The 16,931-nt window shown below is 58.9% G+C and carries 16 protein-coding genes; 11 read left to right on the top strand and 5 right to left on the bottom strand.

The annotated features are described in order from the left end of the window. The first annotated feature begins 3 nt into the window (after positions 1–3). Positions 4–1,323 carry a murein DD-endopeptidase MepM gene (mepM, locus tag KFZ77_RS11695; protein WP_264384289.1) on the top strand — a complete coding sequence of 440 codons (1,320 nt, stop codon included), beginning with the start codon at positions 4–6 and terminating at the stop codon, positions 1,321–1,323. A gap of 129 nt (positions 1,324–1,452) precedes the next feature. Next, positions 1,453–2,430 carry a lauroyl-Kdo(2)-lipid IV(A) myristoyltransferase gene (gene lpxM, locus KFZ77_RS11690; RefSeq protein ID WP_264384288.1) on the top strand — a complete coding sequence of 326 codons (978 nt, stop codon included), beginning with the start codon at positions 1,453–1,455 and terminating at the stop codon, positions 2,428–2,430. A gap of 43 nt (positions 2,431–2,473) precedes the next feature. On the opposite strand, the gene pyk is transcribed toward lpxM, so the two are convergent. Continuing rightward, complete coding sequence (gene pyk, locus KFZ77_RS11685) at positions 2,474–3,916, bottom strand: pyruvate kinase (protein ID WP_264384287.1); 1,443 nt, start codon at positions 3,914–3,916, stop codon at positions 2,474–2,476. Positions 3,917–4,046: 130 nt separating this feature from the next. Next, entirely contained in the window at positions 4,047–4,916 is an 870-nt protein-coding gene (locus tag KFZ77_RS11680) for a MurR/RpiR family transcriptional regulator (protein WP_031521222.1), read from the bottom strand. Between the two features lie 357 nt (positions 4,917–5,273). Here KFZ77_RS11680 and zwf point away from each other — a divergent pair, with 357 nt between their 5' ends. The 3 genes from zwf to KFZ77_RS11665 all read left to right on the top strand — a co-directional run bounded on the left by zwf (position 5,274) and on the right by KFZ77_RS11665 (position 9,497). Beyond that, on the top strand, positions 5,274–6,749 hold the full coding sequence (zwf, locus tag KFZ77_RS11675) for a glucose-6-phosphate dehydrogenase (RefSeq protein WP_264384286.1): 1,476 nt from the start codon (positions 5,274–5,276) through the stop codon (positions 6,747–6,749). 228 nt (positions 6,750–6,977) lie between these two features. Continuing rightward, entirely contained in the window at positions 6,978–8,792 is a 1,815-nt protein-coding gene (gene edd / locus KFZ77_RS11670) for a phosphogluconate dehydratase (RefSeq protein ID WP_264384285.1), read from the top strand. A 63-nt stretch (positions 8,793–8,855) separates the two neighbouring features. Next, a complete protein-coding gene (locus tag KFZ77_RS11665; RefSeq protein ID WP_031521227.1) occupies positions 8,856–9,497 on the top strand; it encodes a bifunctional 4-hydroxy-2-oxoglutarate aldolase/2-dehydro-3-deoxy-phosphogluconate aldolase in 642 nt (213 codons plus the stop codon). Positions 9,498–9,564: 67 nt separating this feature from the next. On the opposite strand, the gene purT is transcribed toward KFZ77_RS11665, so the two are convergent. Beyond that, the gene (gene purT, locus KFZ77_RS11660) at positions 9,565–10,743 is read right to left on the bottom strand and encodes a formate-dependent phosphoribosylglycinamide formyltransferase (protein ID WP_264384284.1); all 1,179 of its coding nucleotides are present in this window, start codon (positions 10,741–10,743) and stop codon (positions 9,565–9,567) included. 136 nt (positions 10,744–10,879) lie between these two features. On the opposite strand from purT, the gene KFZ77_RS11655 reads away from it, so the two are divergent. From KFZ77_RS11655 to ptrB, 4 genes are all read left to right on the top strand, one after another. Further along, entirely contained in the window at positions 10,880–11,209 is a 330-nt protein-coding gene (locus tag KFZ77_RS11655) for a YebG family protein (RefSeq protein WP_264384283.1), read from the top strand. Positions 11,210–11,284: 75 nt separating this feature from the next. Continuing rightward, the gene (yebF, locus tag KFZ77_RS11650) at positions 11,285–11,626 is read left to right on the top strand and encodes a protein YebF (RefSeq protein ID WP_406678807.1); all 342 of its coding nucleotides are present in this window, start codon (positions 11,285–11,287) and stop codon (positions 11,624–11,626) included. A gap of 166 nt (positions 11,627–11,792) precedes the next feature. Continuing rightward, positions 11,793–12,455, top strand: a complete 663-nt coding sequence (locus tag KFZ77_RS11645; RefSeq protein WP_264384281.1) for a tellurite resistance TerB family protein — start codon at positions 11,793–11,795, stop codon at positions 12,453–12,455. A gap of 86 nt (positions 12,456–12,541) precedes the next feature. Further along, a complete protein-coding gene (gene ptrB / locus KFZ77_RS11640; protein ID WP_264384280.1) occupies positions 12,542–14,602 on the top strand; it encodes an oligopeptidase B in 2,061 nt (686 codons plus the stop codon). Here the strand turns inward: ptrB and exoX are convergent, their stop codons facing one another. Both exoX and KFZ77_RS11630 read right to left on the bottom strand, forming a co-directional pair. Next, the gene (exoX, locus tag KFZ77_RS11635; RefSeq protein WP_264384279.1) at positions 14,603–15,265 is read right to left on the bottom strand and encodes an exodeoxyribonuclease X; all 663 of its coding nucleotides are present in this window, start codon (positions 15,263–15,265) and stop codon (positions 14,603–14,605) included. It lies immediately after the preceding gene. Positions 15,266–15,324: 59 nt separating this feature from the next. Continuing rightward, on the bottom strand, positions 15,325–15,555 hold the full coding sequence (locus KFZ77_RS11630; RefSeq protein ID WP_264384278.1) for a DNA polymerase III subunit theta: 231 nt from the start codon (positions 15,553–15,555) through the stop codon (positions 15,325–15,327). Between the two features lie 126 nt (positions 15,556–15,681). Here KFZ77_RS11630 and yobA point away from each other — a divergent pair, with 126 nt between their 5' ends. Together yobA and copD are read left to right on the top strand one after the other, a co-directional pair. Further along, the gene (gene yobA, locus KFZ77_RS11625; protein WP_264384277.1) at positions 15,682–16,056 is read left to right on the top strand and encodes a CopC domain-containing protein YobA; all 375 of its coding nucleotides are present in this window, start codon (positions 15,682–15,684) and stop codon (positions 16,054–16,056) included. Beyond that, positions 16,056–16,922, top strand: a complete 867-nt coding sequence (copD, locus tag KFZ77_RS11620; protein ID WP_264384276.1) for a copper homeostasis membrane protein CopD — start codon at positions 16,056–16,058, stop codon at positions 16,920–16,922. Before yobA ends, copD begins: the two co-directional genes overlap by 1 nt. Positions 16,923–16,931: the final 9 nt, after the last annotated feature.

The following is a 16,931-nucleotide window of genomic DNA, read 5'->3' as shown; positions in this document are numbered from 1 at the left end:
TACGTGCAACAGATAGCCCGCTCTGTCGCCCTGGCATTTAACAATCTGCCTCGACCCCACCGCGTTATGCTGGGGTCACTTACTGTTCTTACACTTGCGGTCGCCGTCTGGCGACCCTACGTTTATCACCCTGAATCCGCGCCAATCGTTAAGGCGATTGAGCTTGAGCAGAACGACATTCGCTCTCTGCTGCCGGAAGCCAGTGAACCTATCGACCAGGCGCCGCCGGAAGACGACGCCATCCCGCAGGATGAACTGGACGATAAAACCGCCGGCGAAGCAGGGGTTCATGAATATGTGGTCTCCACCGGCGATACCCTGAGCAGCGTGCTCAATCAGTACGGTATCGACATGGGGGAGATCAGCCAGCTCGCCACCGTCGATAAAGATCTGCGTAACCTGAAAATCGGCCAGCAGATCTCCTGGACGTTGACCGACAACGGCGAACTTCAGCGCCTCACCTGGGAACTCTCCCGCCGCGAAACCCGCACCTACGACCGCACGGCTACCGGCTTCAAAATGAGTAGCGAAATGCAGCAGGGCGACTGGGTAAACAACGTCTTCAAAGGCACCGTTGGCTCAAGCTTTGTCAGCAGCGCCCGCGATGCCGGCCTGACCAGCTCAGAAATCAGCGCGGTGATCAAATCCATGCAGTGGCAGATGGACTTCCGCAAGCTGAAGAAAGGCGACCAGTTCGCCGTGCTGATGTCGCGCGAGATGTTCGACGGTAAGCGCGAGCAGAGCCAGCTGGTGGGCGTGCGTCTGCGCTCTGACGGCAAAGACTACTACGCGGTGCGCGCCGATGACGGTAAGTTCTACGATCGCAACGGCTCTGGTCTGGCGAAAGGCTTCCTGCGCTTCCCGACTGCAAAACAGTTCCGCGTCTCGTCCAACTTCAACCCGCGCCGCGTTAACCCGGTGACTGGCCGAATCGCTCCGCATAAGGGCGTCGATTTCGCCATGCCGCAGGGCACGCCGGTGCTGGCAGTGGGTGATGGCGAAGTGCTGGTGGCAAAACGCAGCGGCGGAGCCGGTTACTACGTGGCTATCCGTCACGGTCGTACCTACACCACGCGCTACATGCATCTGAGAAAGCTGCTGGTGAAACCGGGCCAGAAAGTGAAACGCGGCGATCGCATTGCGCTGTCGGGTAACACCGGACGCTCAACCGGGCCGCACCTGCACTATGAAATCTGGATCAACCAGCAGGCGGTGAACCCGCTGACCGCGAAGCTGCCGCGTACCGAAGGGCTTACCGGCTCGGATCGTCGCGACTACCTGGCGAAAACCCGCGAAGTTACGCCGCAGCTGCGATTCGATTAACCGCTGCGCAATTGACAGCCGGCATCGCCTGATGCCGGCTTTTCTTTTTGTCTGACCCGCCGCCCGCCGCTACAATGTCTGATAATTTATTCCCGGTAGTAGTGGCTACATTCTGGCCCGAGAAGGCGTATGGAAACTAAAAAAAACGTAAACGAGTACATTCCCACCTTTGACCGTGCTTTTCTTCATCCTCGCTTCTGGGGCTCCTGGGCGGGCGTTGGCGCGATCGCTGCCGTAGCGATGCTGCCGCCGTCAGTGCGCGATCCGCTGCTGGCGAAACTCGGACGGCTGGGCGGTCGGCTGGGTAAAAGCGCCCGCCGTCGTGCACAGATAAACCTGCTGTATTGCTTCCCGGATATGCCGGAAAGCCAGCGCGAAGCGATCGTCGATGAGATGTTTGCCACGGCACCCCAGGCGATGGCCCTGACCGCCGAGATGGCGATCCGCGGCGCAGATAAAGTGATGCCGCGCATCGTCTGGCACGGTCGCGAGATCATTGATGAGATGCAGCGCACCAATGAAAAAGTGATTTTCCTGGTGCCGCACGCCTGGAGCATCGATATTCCGGCGATGCTGATGGCCGCCAGCGGCTATCCGGTTGCCGGCATGTTCCACAACCAGGGCGACCCGGTGTTCGACTACGTGTGGAATAAAGTGCGCCTGCGCTTTGGTGGCAGGCTCCACGCGCGTAACGACGGCATCAAGCCGTTTATCAGCTCGGTGCGCGCTGGTTACTGGGGTTACTATCTGCCCGACCAGGATCACGGCCCGGAGCAGAGCGAGTTTGTCGATTTCTTCGGCACCTACAAAGCCACGCTGCCGGCAATTGGCCGCCTGATGAAAGTGTGTCGCGCTCGCGTGCTGCCGCTGTTCCCGGTCTACAACAGCAAAACCCACCAGCTGGAAATCTACGTGCGTCCGCCGATGGACGATCTCATTGATGCGGATGACCACACTATCGCCCGGCGCATGAATGAGGAAGTGGAGATTTTCGTGCGCCCGAACCCCGAGCAGTACACCTGGATCCTGAAGCTGCTGAAAACCCGTAAGGAGGGCGAGATCCAGCCGTACAAGCGCAAAGATCTATGGGGCAAAAGCGCCAAATGAAAAAAGCCCTCGCGATGAGGGCTTTTTTATTGCCAGAGGCCGGTTACTCGACGGTCAGAATGCGGGTGGTGTTGGTGGTGCCAATGGTACCCATTACGTCACCCTGAGTGACGATCACCAGGTCGCCCGACACCAGGTAGCCTTTGTCGCGCAGCAGATTGACCGCATCCTGCGCAGCGACCACGCCGTCGTTCGCGTTATCGAAGTACACCGGGGTCACGCCGCGGTACAGCGCGGTCAGGCTCAGGGTGCGCTCGTGACGCGACATGGCGAAGATCGGCAGGCCGGAGCTGATACGTGAGGTCATCAGCGCGGTACGGCCTGATTCGGTCATGGTAATGATGGCGCTCACGCCCTTCAGGTGGTTGGCGGCATACATCGCCGACATGGCGATGGCTTCTTCCACATTGTCGAACTGCACGTCGAGACGATGCTTGGAGACGTTGATGCTCGGGATCTTCTCGGCACCCAGGCAGACGCGCGCCATTGCCGCCACGGTTTCGGCCGGATACTGCCCGGCGGCCGTTTCGGCTGAGAGCATCACTGCATCGGTACCATCCAGCACGGCGTTTGCCACGTCCATCACTTCGGCGCGGGTCGGCATCGGGTTCGTGATCATCGACTCCATCATCTGGGTGGCGGTGATCACCGCGCGGTTCAGCTTGCGGGCGCGACGGATCAGGGTCTTCTGAATGCCCACCAGCTCCGGGTCACCGATTTCCACGCCGAGATCCCCACGGGCGACCATCACCACGTCAGAGGCCAGAATGATGTCGTCCATCGCCTCGTCGCTGCACACTGCTTCCGCACGCTCAACTTTGGCGCAGATCATGGCATCGCAACCGGCGTCGCGCGCCAGACGGCGAGCATAGTTGAGGTCTTCGCCGCAGCGCGGGAAGGAGACGGCCATGTAATCGACGCCGATTTTCGCGGCGGTGATGATGTCGGCTTTATCTTTTTCGGTCAGCGCTTCTGCGGAGAGACCGCCGCCGAGCTTGTTGATGCCCTTGTTGTTGGAGAGCGGGCCGCCGACGGTCACTTCGGTAAACACGCGCATGCCATTCACTTCCAGTACCTTCAGCTGTACGCGGCCATCATCGAGCAGCAGAATGTCGCCTGGCACCACGTCGGCTGGCAGGCCTTTATAGTCGATGCCGACTTTCTCTTTATCGCCTTCGCCTTTGCCCAGGTTGGCATCGAGCAGGAACTTGTCGCCGATATTGAGGAAGACTTTGCCTTCTTTAAAGGTAGAAACACGAATTTTTGGCCCCTGAAGGTCGCCAAGGATCGCGACGTGGCGGCCCAGTTTCGCGGCGATTTCACGCACTTTGTCTGCGCGCAACTGATGATCTTCCGGGGTGCCGTGGGAAAAGTTCATACGAACAACGTTAGCACCCGCAGCGATGATTTTTTCGAGGTTGTTATCGCGATCAGTAGCCGGGCCTAATGTGGTGACGATTTTGGTTCTGCGAAGCCGTCTGGACATGTATTACTCCGTTGACTGAAACAACTTAGGCGTTGCGTGAATATAAAAGGGGGTGACTCAAACTGCCGCTGGGGCAAAGAGAGTGACCATAACCGAATGTATGAATAAGTTACAGCTTTGTTATAAAAAATTAGTCGCGTTCGCCGGGGATATGCAGCGTCTTATCAAAGCGCGATTCTTTAAGCGCTTCCTTGACTCGCTTCAAGTTATCCCGGAATTTTGCCCCGCGGCGCAGAGTAAAACCGGTAGCCAGCACGTCAATTACCGTCAGCTGAGCCAGACGAGACACCATCGGCATATAGATGTCGGTGTCTTCCGGGACATCCAGCAGCAGCGCCAGCGTCGCTTCCCGCGCCAGCGGTGAGCCTTCCGACGTAATCGCCAGCACCATCGCATCGCTTTCGCGCGCCAGCCGTGCCAGCTCCACCAGGCTTTTGGTGCGCCCGGTGTGGGAGATCAACACCACCACGTCGTCGTCGCTGCAGTTCATACAGCTCATGCGCTGCACCACGATGTCATCGGAATAGACGACCGGCACGTTGAAGCGGAAAAACTTATTCATCGCATCGTGAGCCACCGCCGCCGACGAACCCAGCCCGAAAAAGGCGATCTTCTTGGCCTGGGTCAGCATATCCACCGCGCGGTTCACCGCCGACATATCCAGCGCCTGGCGCACCTGGTCGAGGCTCGCCATTGCCGATTCGAAAATCTTGCCGGTGTAGGCCTCCACGCTGTCGTCTTCATCGACGTTGCGATTCACATACGGGGTGCCGTTTGCCAGACTTTGCGCCAGATGTAGTTTAAAATCGGGAAAGCCACGGGTGTCGAGGCTGCGGCAAAAGCGGTTCACCGTCGGCTCGCTCACGCCGGCCTCGCTGGCGAGGGTCGCGATGCTTGAGTGAATGGCGCTTGAAGGGGAAGCCAGAATCGCTTCGGCCACTTTACGTTCTGATTTGCTAAGGTATTCCAGATGGCTCTGGATCTTTTCCAGCATATTCATGATTTGCGTATAACTCAGCGAGGTAAGCGGTTCTACAACGTGGTAAAACCGTGAGGCGAATGCCCGAATATACTCCGCGATGGCACAGCAGGGGAAAGTCAGTCACGGGAATGTTGTTGTTTTTTTTCATAACTTGATCAACATCGACTTTTCCTGTGCCGTCGCGTTCATTTTATCAGCACCTGCAGTTCGCGCTTGCTGCCATGCGTCCGGTGAGATCCACGCAACGGCAATAACGCACCTTACGCCACGTGCTAAAGGTTTCGTGAAACGGGCAAAAGCAGTAGAGTGCTGCGTAATAAAATTACAAGCAGGGTCTGGCAAGAAGACCTGCAAATCCGAAACGAGGAGAATGATATGGCGGTAACGCAGACGGCTCAGGCATGTGACCTGGTCATTTTCGGGGCGAAAGGCGACCTGGCGCGCCGTAAACTGTTGCCATCCCTGTATCAGCTGGAAAAAGCCGGTCAGATCCACCCGGAGACCCGCATTCTGGGAGTGGGGCGCGCCGACTGGGATAAAGAAGCCTATACCAAAGTAGTGCGTGAAGCGCTGGAAACCTTCATGAAAGAGAAGATTGACGAAGCGCTGTGGGACACCCTGAGCGGCCGTCTCGACTTCTGCAATCTCGATGTGAATGACGTTTCTGCCTTTTCCCGCCTGGGTGAGATGCTGGACCAGAAAAACCGCGTCACCATTAACTATTTCGCCATGCCCCCGAGCACCTTCGGCGCCATCTGCAAGGGGCTTGGCGAAGCGAAGCTGAACGCCAAGCCGGCGCGCGTGGTAATGGAAAAACCGCTCGGCACCTCGCTGGATACCTCCCGGGAAATCAACGACCAGGTGGGCGAGTTCTTTGAAGAGTGCCAGGTCTACCGTATCGACCACTATCTCGGTAAAGAGACGGTGCTCAACCTGCTGGCGCTGCGCTTTGCCAACTCCCTGTTCGTTAATAACTGGGATAACCGCACCATCGACCACGTGGAAATCACCGTGGCGGAAGAGGTGGGTATCGAAGGGCGCTGGGGCTATTTCGACCAGGCCGGGCAGATGCGCGATATGATCCAGAACCACCTGCTGCAGATCCTGTGCATGATTGCCATGTCGCCGCCGTCTGATCTGACCGCCGACAGCATTCGCGATGAAAAAGTGAAGGTGCTGAAATCCCTGCGCCGCATCGATCGCACCAACGTGCGCGAAAAAACCGTGCGCGGTCAGTACTCCGCCGGCTTTGCCCAGGGCAAAAAAGTACCGGGTTATCTGGAAGAAGAGGGCGCGAACAAGTCCAGCAACACCGAAACTTTCGTGGCGATCCGCGTGGACATCGACAACTGGCGCTGGGCCGGTGTGCCGTTCTACCTGCGTACCGGGAAACGTCTGCCGACCAAATGCTCTGAAGTCGTGGTCTATTTCAAAACCCCGGAGCTGAACCTGTTTAAAGAGTCATGGCAGGATCTGCCGCAGAACAAGCTCACCATTCGCCTGCAGCCGGACGAAGGCGTGGACATCCAGGTGCTGAACAAGGTGCCGGGTCTGGACCACAAGCATAACCTGCAGATCACCAAGCTCGATCTGAGCTACTCCGAAACCTTCAACGAAACGCACCTCGCCGACGCCTACGAGCGTCTGCTGCTGGAAACCATGCGCGGTATCCAGGCGCTGTTTGTTCGCCGTGACGAAGTGGAAGAGGCGTGGAAGTGGGTTGACTCCATCACCGAGGCCTGGGCGGCGGACAACGACGCACCGAAGCCGTATCAGGCCGGCACCTGGGGCCCGGTGGCATCCGTTGCCATGATTACCCGCGACGGCCGTTCCTGGAACGAGTTCGAATAACCCCGCTGCATCAGGTTACCATTTTACCGGTAACATGATCTGACGCAGGTTGACTCCTGATTTACAAATTTAAGGCCCTGACTGGATTCACCAGCAGGGCTTTTTTCATTACACTGGCTGAAGCGATTTTGCCCTTGCCGGGCGCGGATACAGCGTTTCAGCGCAGTTGCTCTCTCTGTTACGCCTGCATTTCAGCGCCCTGAGGCACTACTCTTATCAGGAGCTTTTATGAATCCTTCAATGTTACGCGTAACAAATCGAATTATTGAGCGCTCGCGAAAGAGCCGTAGCGCTTACCTCGCCCGGATCGAACAGGCGAAGAGCGACACGGTACACCGCGCATCGCTGGCCTGCGGTAACCTGGCCCACGGCTTTGCTGCCTGCCAGCCGGACGATAAAGCCTCCCTGAAGAGTATGCTGCGCCACAACATCGGCATCATCACCTCCTACAACGATATGCTTTCTGCGCATCAGCCCTATGAACGTTACCCCGACGTCATCCGTAAAGCGCTGCATGAGATTGGTGCCGTGGCGCAGGTGGCAGGCGGCGTGCCGGCAATGTGCGACGGCGTTACCCAGGGCCAGGACGGCATGGAGCTGTCGCTGCTCAGCCGGGAAGTGATCGCCATGTCCGCGGCGGTCGGCCTGTCGCACAATATGTTCGACGGCGCGCTCTACCTTGGCGTGTGCGACAAAATCGTCCCGGGCCTGGCAATGGCTGCGTTCTCCTTCGGCCATCTGCCGTCGGTCTTTATCCCCTCCGGCCCAATGGCCAGTGGCCTGCCGAACAAAGAGAAGGTGCGTATCCGCCAGCTCTATGCCGAAGGCAAAGTGGATCGCATGGCGCTGCTGGAGTCGGAAGCCGCTTCCTACCATGCTCCCGGCACCTGTACCTTCTACGGCACCGCCAACACCAACCAGATGGTGGTGGAGTTTATGGGAATGCAGCTGCCCGGCTCGTCGTTCGTTCACCCGGATGCCGAACTGCGCGAAGCGCTGACCTGCGCAGCGGCACGCCAGGTGACGCGCCTCACCGGGAACGGTAATGAGTGGATGCCGATCGGCAAAATGGTCGATGAAAAAGTGGTGGTTAACGGCATTGTCGCCCTGCTGGCCACCGGCGGCTCCACCAACCACACCATGCACCTGGTGGCGATGGCGCGCGCGGCGGGCATCATTATCAACTGGGATGACATTTCCGAGCTGTCGGACGTGGTGCCGCTGATGGCGCGGCTCTATCCCAACGGCCCCGCGGACATCAACCACTTCCAGGCCGCCGGCGGCGTGCCGGTGTTGATCCGCGAGCTGCTCAAGGGCGGGTTACTGCACGAGGACGTCAACACCGTGGCCGGGTTTGGCCTGCGTCGTTATACCCTGGAGCCGTGGCTCAACAACGGCCAGCTCGACTGGCGCGAGGGGGCAGAAGCCTCGCTCGACAGCGAGATTATCGCCACCATTGAAAAACCGTTCTCGCGCCACGGCGGCACCAAAGTGCTGAGCGGCAACCTCGGGCGCGCGGTAATGAAAACTTCGGCGGTGCCGGTGGAGAACCAGATTATTGAAGCCCCGGCGGTGGTATTCGAAAGCCAGCACGACGTGCTGCCCGCCTTTGAAGCGGGTCTGCTGGACCGCGATTGCGTGGTGGTGGTTCGTCATCAGGGGCCAAAAGCGAACGGGATGCCAGAATTACATAAACTCATGCCGCCACTTGGTGTATTATTGGACCGCTGTTTCAAAATTGCGTTAGTTACCGATGGACGACTCTCTGGCGCATCCGGTAAGGTACCTTCCGCTATCCACGTCACGCCTGAAGCCTACGGCGGCGGGATGCTGGCGAAGGTGCGCGACGGCGACCTCATTCGCGTTAACGGGCAGACCGGCGAGCTGACGCTGCTGGTGGACGACGCCGAACTGGCGGCCCGTGAAGCCTTTGTGCCGGATCTGAGCGCGATGCGTGTCGGCACCGGACGTGAGCTGTTTGGCGCGTTACGCGAGAAGTTATCTGGCGCGGAACAGGGCGCAACCTGTATTACTTTTGAATAATTCCCGGCGCAACGATGCGCCGGACACAGATGAATTAATTAAAACTGGCGGGAGTAAATCTGAATGAAAAACTGGAAAACAAGTGCCGAAGCAATCCTTACCTCAGGCCCGGTTGTCCCTGTCATCGTCATTAACAAACTCGAACACGCTGTACCGATGGCAAAAGCGCTGGTCGCTGGCGGCGTGCGCGTGCTGGAAGTGACCCTGCGGACCGAGTGCGCGCTGGAAGCGATTCGCCTGATTGCTAAAGAAGTGCCGGATGCCATCATCGGCGCGGGCACCGTGCTGAACGCGAAGCAGCTGGCAGAGGTCACCGAAGCGGGTGCACAGTTCGCCATCAGTCCGGGCCTCACCGAACCGCTGCTGAAAGCGGCTACCGAAGGCACCATCCCGCTGATCCCTGGCATCAGCACCGTGTCTGAGCTGATGCTGGGCATGGACTACGGTCTGAAAGAGTTCAAATTCTTCCCGGCGGAAGCGAACGGCGGCACCAAAGCGCTGCAGGCTATCGCAGGGCCGTTCTCCCAGGTGCGTTTCTGCCCGACCGGCGGTATCTCCCCGGCTAACTACCGTGATTACCTGGCGCTGAAAAGCGTGCTGTGCATCGGCGGCTCCTGGCTGGTGCCGGCTGACGCGCTGGAAAGCGGCGATTACGATCGCATCACCACCCTGGCGCGTGAAGCGGTCGCTGGCGCGCAGCAGTAATAAAAAAGGCGAGGGCATCTGCCACTCGCCTCAATATCATCAGCCCGGCCATGCAGCCGGGCTTTTTTTATCCCTGCACCACCACGGCCGCGGCAGCCGTTCTGGCGCGCACAACTGCCTCTTCCACGCTGTCGGCGGCGGCGAGGGCCACGCCGAGACGGCGCGTGCCGTTGATCTCCGGCTTGCCGAACAGGCGCAGCTGGACACTAGCACCCAGCGCCTGCTCCAGATTCCCGTACGTCAGGTTATCGCTGGTCAGCTGCGGCAGAATGACGGCGGACGCGGAGGGGCCATACTGACGAATACCGCCGATCGGCAACCCGGTAAAGGCGCGCACGTGCAATGCGAACTCGGAGAGATCCTGTGAAATCAGGGTCACCATGCCGGTATCATGCGGGCGCGGCGACACTTCGCTGAAAATGACTTCATCGCCACAGATAAACAGCTCCACGCCAAACAGGCCGTAGCCACCGAGCGCCAGAACGACTTTTCGCGCCATTTCCTGAGCTCGCGCCAGCGCCAGCTCGCTCATCTGCTGCGGCTGCCAGGACTCGCGATAGTCGCCGTCCTCCTGACGATGGCCCACCGGCGCGCAGAAATGAACGCCATCTACCGCGCTGACGGTGAGCAGGGTGATCTCAAAATCGAAATCGACCACGCCTTCCACGATAACCCGCCCGGCCCCGGCGCGGCCGCCCTGTTGCGCGTATACCCACGCCTGCGCCAGCTGGTCTGCGCGACGGATAAAGCTCTGTCCTTTCCCGGAAGAGCTCATCACCGGTTTTACGATGCAGGGCAGACCGATGGTGTCCACTGCCGCACGAAAGGCGCTTTCGCTGTCGGCAAACTGATAGCTTGAGGTAGGGATCGCCAGCGCTTCAGCCGCGAGACGACGAATGCCTTCCCGGTTCATGGTGAGCTGTGTGGCGCGTGCGGTCGGTACGACGTGCTGCCCGGCCTGCTCCAGCTCCACCAGCATATCGGTCGCGATGGCCTCGATCTCCGGCACGATGTAGTGCGGTTTTTCCTGCTCAACCAGCGCTTTGAGTGCGGCAGCATCAAGCATATTGATGACATGGCTGCGGTGGGCGACGTGCATGGCCGGGGCGTCAGGGTAGCGATCCACGGCAATTACTTCGATGCCCAGGCGCTGACACTCAATCGCGACTTCCTTACCCAGTTCACCCGATCCCAAAAGCATTACCCGCGTAGCTGCGGGGCGCAGCGCCGTACCCAACTTAGCCATAACCCTGTATCCTGATGTGAAAAAAAGACCGGCGCAGTATAAACGAAAACGTTTGCGTTGGCAGTGATTTTACGGTTGCATCACAGGGCGATGAAGGTTTATACTGTATATAAATACAGTGATGCGAGGCTGCAAAATGACCGTTGAAATTAAATATGTAGTTGTCCGCGAAGGTGAGGAAAAGATGTCTTTTGCCAATAAAAAAGATGCTGACGCTTACGACAAAATGCTCGATCTGGCAGAAGTGCTTGGCGACTGGTTACAGGAGAGCCCGCTGAAGCTGGAAGATGACCAGAACGAAGCGCTGGCGATGTGGCTGGCCGAGCAGCGTGACGCCCTGAGCGCGATCATCAAAACCGGCAAGCTGCCGGAGAGCGACGCGTCAGAAAAAGCGGCCCCGGCATCACGTAAAAAGGCCAGCGCTGATGCGCCTTCTGCCGACGTGAAGCCAATCAAAGCGGCATAATCAGACCAGAGACACTGGCGTTACTAAGGTTTTCGGCCATGCTTTTTCTGAACGTACTGACAGGAGAACAGCATGATCAAAACAGGAACGCTATTTATGGGGCTGCTGGCACTGTGCAGCGCCCCGGCTCTGGCCGCGCCCGCTCACGATGTGAGCTTTCCGCGCTGCGAAGGCAGCGATGCCGCAACCATCGCGTCGAGCGTGAAGCGCGACTATCAGCAAAACCGTATCCCGCGCTGGGCTGATGACCAGCGCATTCTCGGCCAGGCCGATCCGGTTGCCTGGGTAAACCCCAAAGAAGTTCGCGGGGAAGACGACACCTGGCAGGTGCCGCTGACGGTACGCGGTAAAAACACCGACATTCAGTACCGGGTCACTATCGACTGCCGCAAAGGCACCGCCCGCTATCAGCACTGAACCCTCAGGCAGCCCCGGCTGCCTGTGTTGTTTCTGCCTCCTGGCGGCGCGACACTGCTTTGCCTGGTCAGCAGGCAATAATTTTCCCTTCCTTGCTCAACCCCGACATTTCTTGACGCTCGGTCACTTACCCTCGGTTAAACATATGCATTAACGGGGAAAAACGATGTCTCAATGGTTGAAACAGCTTCAGTCCGTTCTGGGTCAGGCGAAATCCGCTACCCAGCAGTCCGGCGGCAAAGAACAGGGTTACAGCAAGTACATGCCCGGCGCGTTGGGCGGCCTCGCGGGGCTGCTGGTGGCGAACTCCTCATCGCGTAAGCTATTAACCAAATATGCCGGCAGCGCGCTGCTAATGGGCGGCGGGGCGGTGGCGGGCACCGTACTGTGGAATAAGTACAAAGACAAAGTGCGCGCTGCGCATCAGGATGAACCGGGCTACGGCCAGCATCATTCGCCGCTGGACGTGCGCACTGAGCGCCTGATCCTCGCGCTGGTATTTGCTGCGAAGAGCGACGGGCATATCGACGACCAGGAGCGTCAGGCCATTGAGCAGCAGCTGCGTGAGGCTGGCGTTGAGCAGCAGGGACGGGTGCTGATCCAGCAGGCCATTGAGCAGCCGCTGGATCCAAAACGCATCGCCAGCGGCATTCAGAATGAAGAAGAAGCGCTGGAGGTGTACTTCCTGAGCTGTGCCGCCATCGATATCGATCACTTTATGGAGCGCAGCTACCTCAACGCGCTCGGCGACGAGCTGAAGATCCCGCAGGACGTGCGTACCAGCATCGAGCAGGATCTGAAACAGCAAAAACAGGCGCTGCCGGGGTAATCCTTTCGGCTAAATGTCATGTTTCGCTTGCATCACGCGTGGGTTTTGCCACCCTTACAGGGTGTTAAACGCAAAAGAAAAATGACATGCCACCAAAAGCGAGAAAAATCCCCCATGCGCTCACCGAGCATGGCGACACCCGTATCGACAATTACTTCTGGCTGCGCGACGACACGCGTTCGCAGCCGGAAGTGCTGGAGTATCTGCACCAGGAGAACGATTACGGGCGCGATATCATGACCACGCAGCAGGCGCTGCAGGACCGTTTACTCAAGGAGATGGTTGACCGCATCCCCCAGCGCGACGTCTCCGCCCCCTACGTGAACAACGGGTATCGCTACCGGCACGTGTATGAAACCGGCTGCGAGTATGCGATCTATCAGCGTCAGTCGGTGACGTGTTCAGAATGGGATGACTGGGAGCTGCTGCTGGATTCCAACAAGCGCGCGGCCCACAGTGAGTTCTACACCCTTGGTGGCCTGTCAATTACGCCCGATAACAGCATCATGGCGCTGGCGGAAGATTTCCTCTCCCGCCGCCAGTACGGCCTGCGTTTTCGTAATCTGGAAACCGGAAACTGGTATCCCGAAATGCTGGAGAACGTCTCGCCGAGCTTTGTCTGGGCCAACGACTCCACCACGCTCTATTACGTGCGTAAGCATGCCACCACGCTGCTGCCGTATCAGGTGTGGCGTCATACCATCGGCACGCCGTCGAAGTGGGATGAGCTGGTTTATGAAGAGAAGGACGACACTTTCTACGTCAGCCTGCACAAAACCACCTCCCGACATTTCATCCAGATCTACCTTAACAGCGCCACCACCAGCGAAGTGCTGCTGCTGGATGCCGAGCTGCCCGACGCGCAGCCACAATGCTTCCTCGCGCGCCGCAAAGATCACGAATACAGCCTCGACCACTATCAGCATACCTTTTACCTGCGCTCGAACCGCGACGGCAAAAACTTCGGTCTGTACCGCACCAGAGTGCGTGACGAAGCGCGCTGGGAAGTGCTGATCCCGGCGCGCGACCACATCATGCTGGAAGGCTTTACCCTTTTCACCGACTGGCTGGTGGTGGAAGAGCGCCAGCGCGGGCTCACCAGCCTGCGGCAGATCAACCGCAAAACCCGGGAAGTGACCGGCATCGCCTTCGACGATCCGGCTTATGTGACCTGGCTTGCCTACAACCCGGAGCCGGAGACGTCACGCCTGCGCTACGGCTACTCCTCCATGACCACGCCTGACACCCTGTTTGAGCTGGACATGGATACCGGCGAGCGGCGGGTGCTGAAGCAGACCGAGGTAGCAGGCTTTGATGCCGGGAACTACCGCAGCGAGCACCTTTGGGTGAAGGCGCGGGACGGGGTCGAAGTGCCGGTGTCTCTGGTGTACCACAAGTCCTGGTTTCAGCGCGGCAAGAACCCGCTGCTGGTCTACGGCTACGGCTCCTATGGCACCTGCATGGATGCCGACTTCAGCACCAGCCGACTCAGCCTGCTGGATCGCGGTTTCGTCTATGCCATCGCCCATATCCGCGGCGGCGGAGAACTGGGGCAGGGCTGGTATGAAGATGGCAAATTCCTGAAGAAGAAAAATACCTTCAACGATTACATTGACGTCTGCGATGCCCTGTTGAAAGAGGGCTATGGCGACAGGCGCTATGTCTATGGCATGGGCGGCAGCGCGGGCGGGATGCTGATGGGGACCGTCATCAACGAACGTCCCGAGCTGTTCCACGGCGTGGTCGCCCAGGTGCCGTTTGTCGATGTGGTCACCACCATGCTGGATGAATCCATCCCGCTCACCACCGGCGAGTTTGAGGAGTGGGGCAATCCGAAGGATGAAACCTACTATCACTACATGAAGGATTACAGCCCTTACGATCAGGTAAAAGCTCAGGCTTATCCGCACCTGCTGGTCACCACCGGGCTGCACGACTCCCAGGTGCAGTACTGGGAACCCGCCAAATGGGTGGCGAAGCTGCGGGAGTATAAAACGGACGATAATCTGCTACTGCTCTGTACCGATATGGATTCCGGGCACGGTGGGAAATCGGGGCGCTTCAAGTCCTACGAAGGGGTAGCGATGGAATACGCCTTCCTGATCGCACTGGCGCAGGGCACGCTGCCCGGCCAGGCGACCCGGTAATTACTCTTCGCCCAGGTAGTGGCGCAGCGTCAGGTGCCACTCCGGGGTCATGGCTTTGAAATTGTTCTTCATCCAGCGCAGGTAGCCGGGATCGCGATCGGCGATTTCGGCCACCGGCCGGCCACGATATTTCCCGAACGGGAAGGTCTGGATCAGTCCCGGTCGTCCGGTCACCTCTACCATCTCTTCCGGCGTCCAGCCAGAGTTCTCCATAATATCAATCAGCAGCGCCGCGGTGATGTAGCAGTCAAACAGCGCGCGGTGGTGATGCAGATCCGGCGGCGTCTCAACGTGCAACTTGCGTGACTTATACAGCGCCATATTGCTGTATTTGATGCCGGGCCACAGGCGGCGCGCCAGCTTGACGGTACAGATCCAGTCTCCGCTCATCGGCGGGAGCATACGCTGGTCGAAACTGGCATTGTGCGCCACGTAATAAGGACTGCCGTGATAGCGTGGAATGACGTCTTCAATCCACGGCTTGTCGGCGACCATTGCTTCGGTGATTTTATGGATCGCCATCGCCTGCGGGCTGATAGGCCGGTCAGGGCGCACCAGATCGCTCATGGGATTGACGATCTGACCGTCGACGATGTCCACCGAGGCGACTTCAACCACGCCGCCCTGAAGGCCGCAGGTTTCGGTATCGATAACGCGTAGCATGGTTTACTCCGGGAATAGCGAACGCACCCCGCCAGGACAGAGCCTGACGAGGATAAGCGCTATTTCGTTTTAGGTTCGTAGGGCAGACGGGACAGGTTGACCGACGCCAGGCGGTGGGCGATGAGACGCTCGCGAAAATAGTCCCGCAGTGCTTCAGGCTGTTCGCGCTCCACCATCTCGGCCACCACCGGCATGTTATAGCGCTCTTTAAACGCCACGCCCGCGGCGGCCAGATCGACGTTGACCTTGTCCATATCATCCTGGGGAAGTTGTGCCAGATTATATTGCATAAGGGTTCTCCTTCTGGATGCAGGCAAAGGTACTGTGCAGCCGGGCAGATGACAAGCCCTTATCGTTTCGACTTCCCTGCTAAAACTGATATTCTTTTGCCAGTCTTGCAAATAAGGAATGGAAATATGTCATTTTCCCGCCGTGTGCTCTCCTCCCTGTTAACCCTGACCGCCACGCTGGCATTTTCTTCTGCCGCACTTGCCCATGCGCACCTCACGCAGCAGACCCCGGCAGCAAATGCCGCACTGAGCGAAGCGCCGAAAGCGTTGACGCTTAATTTCTCCGAAGGCGTGGAGCAGAACTTCAGTAAGGTAGTCCTGCTTGGCCCGGACGACCAGCCGGTCGCGACCGGAAAGGCCACCCTGAATGCCAGCGATGATAAGCAACTGCTGGTGCCGGTTAATGCCCCGCTGAAAACCGGGCGTTATCAGGTGCAGTGGCAGGTGGTTTCCGTCGACGGGCATAAAACCAAAGGAACTTACGCGTTCAGTATCAAATAATGCCTGAGCTGCTCTATCCCGCGCTGCGCTGCCTGCACATTCTCTCTCTTTGCACCCTGTTTGGTGCAGCGGTCTGCCTTGCGATTTTCGCCGCCGGCGCGCTGAAACCCGCGCTGCGGGATGCCCTGCGCGGTTATCAGGTCGTGGCAGTGTCGCTGCTGATGTTCACCACGGTCGGCATCTATCTCGCCCAGGCGGGGCTAATGGGGGATGGGCCGGGGGATATGATTAACCCGCAGGTGTTGCAGGCCGTCGCCGGTACGCGCTTTGGCAGCGTCTGGATGGTGCAGGGCGCGCTGGCGGCAGCAACGCTGCTGGCGATGTTACTGCGCATGCCCACGGCGGCGATCCTGCTGCTGCCTGCGGGGCAACTGATGCTGCTGGCCTGGACCGGTCATGCCGCGATGAATGACGGGGCAGTCGGCGCGTTACAGCGCCTTAACCATACGTTGCACCTGCTGTGCATCGCCTGGTGGCTGGGGGGGTTATTGCCGCTGTTGCTCTGTATGCGGCTGGCGGTGAAGCCCGGGCTGCAGGCGCTGGCGATTACCGCCATGCGGCGCTTCTCCCTGACCGGCCACCTGGCAGTGGCGGGCGCTAACGTCACCGGGGCGCTGAATGCCCTACTCATCGGGCGTTTTGCCTGGCACGGATTCACGCCGTGGTTCCAGCTGCTGTTGATCAAATGTGCGCTGGTGGCGGGGATGGTGGCAATAGCGCTCTATAACCGTTATGTTCTGGTACCACGTTTTCACGCCAGCGGGGCGGCGGTATCGCGCTTCATCCGCATGACGCAAACTGAAATGCTGCTCGGTGTCATGGTCATTGCAACAGTCAGCCTGTTCGCGACCTGGGCACCATTCTGAATGATTGAC

The organism is Siccibacter colletis (genome assembly GCF_025914095.1).
GTDB lineage: Bacteria > Pseudomonadota > Gammaproteobacteria > Enterobacterales > Enterobacteriaceae > Siccibacter > Siccibacter colletis.
The sequence above is the reverse complement of the archived record's forward strand: the minus strand, read 5'-3'. Positions and strand labels throughout refer to the sequence as shown.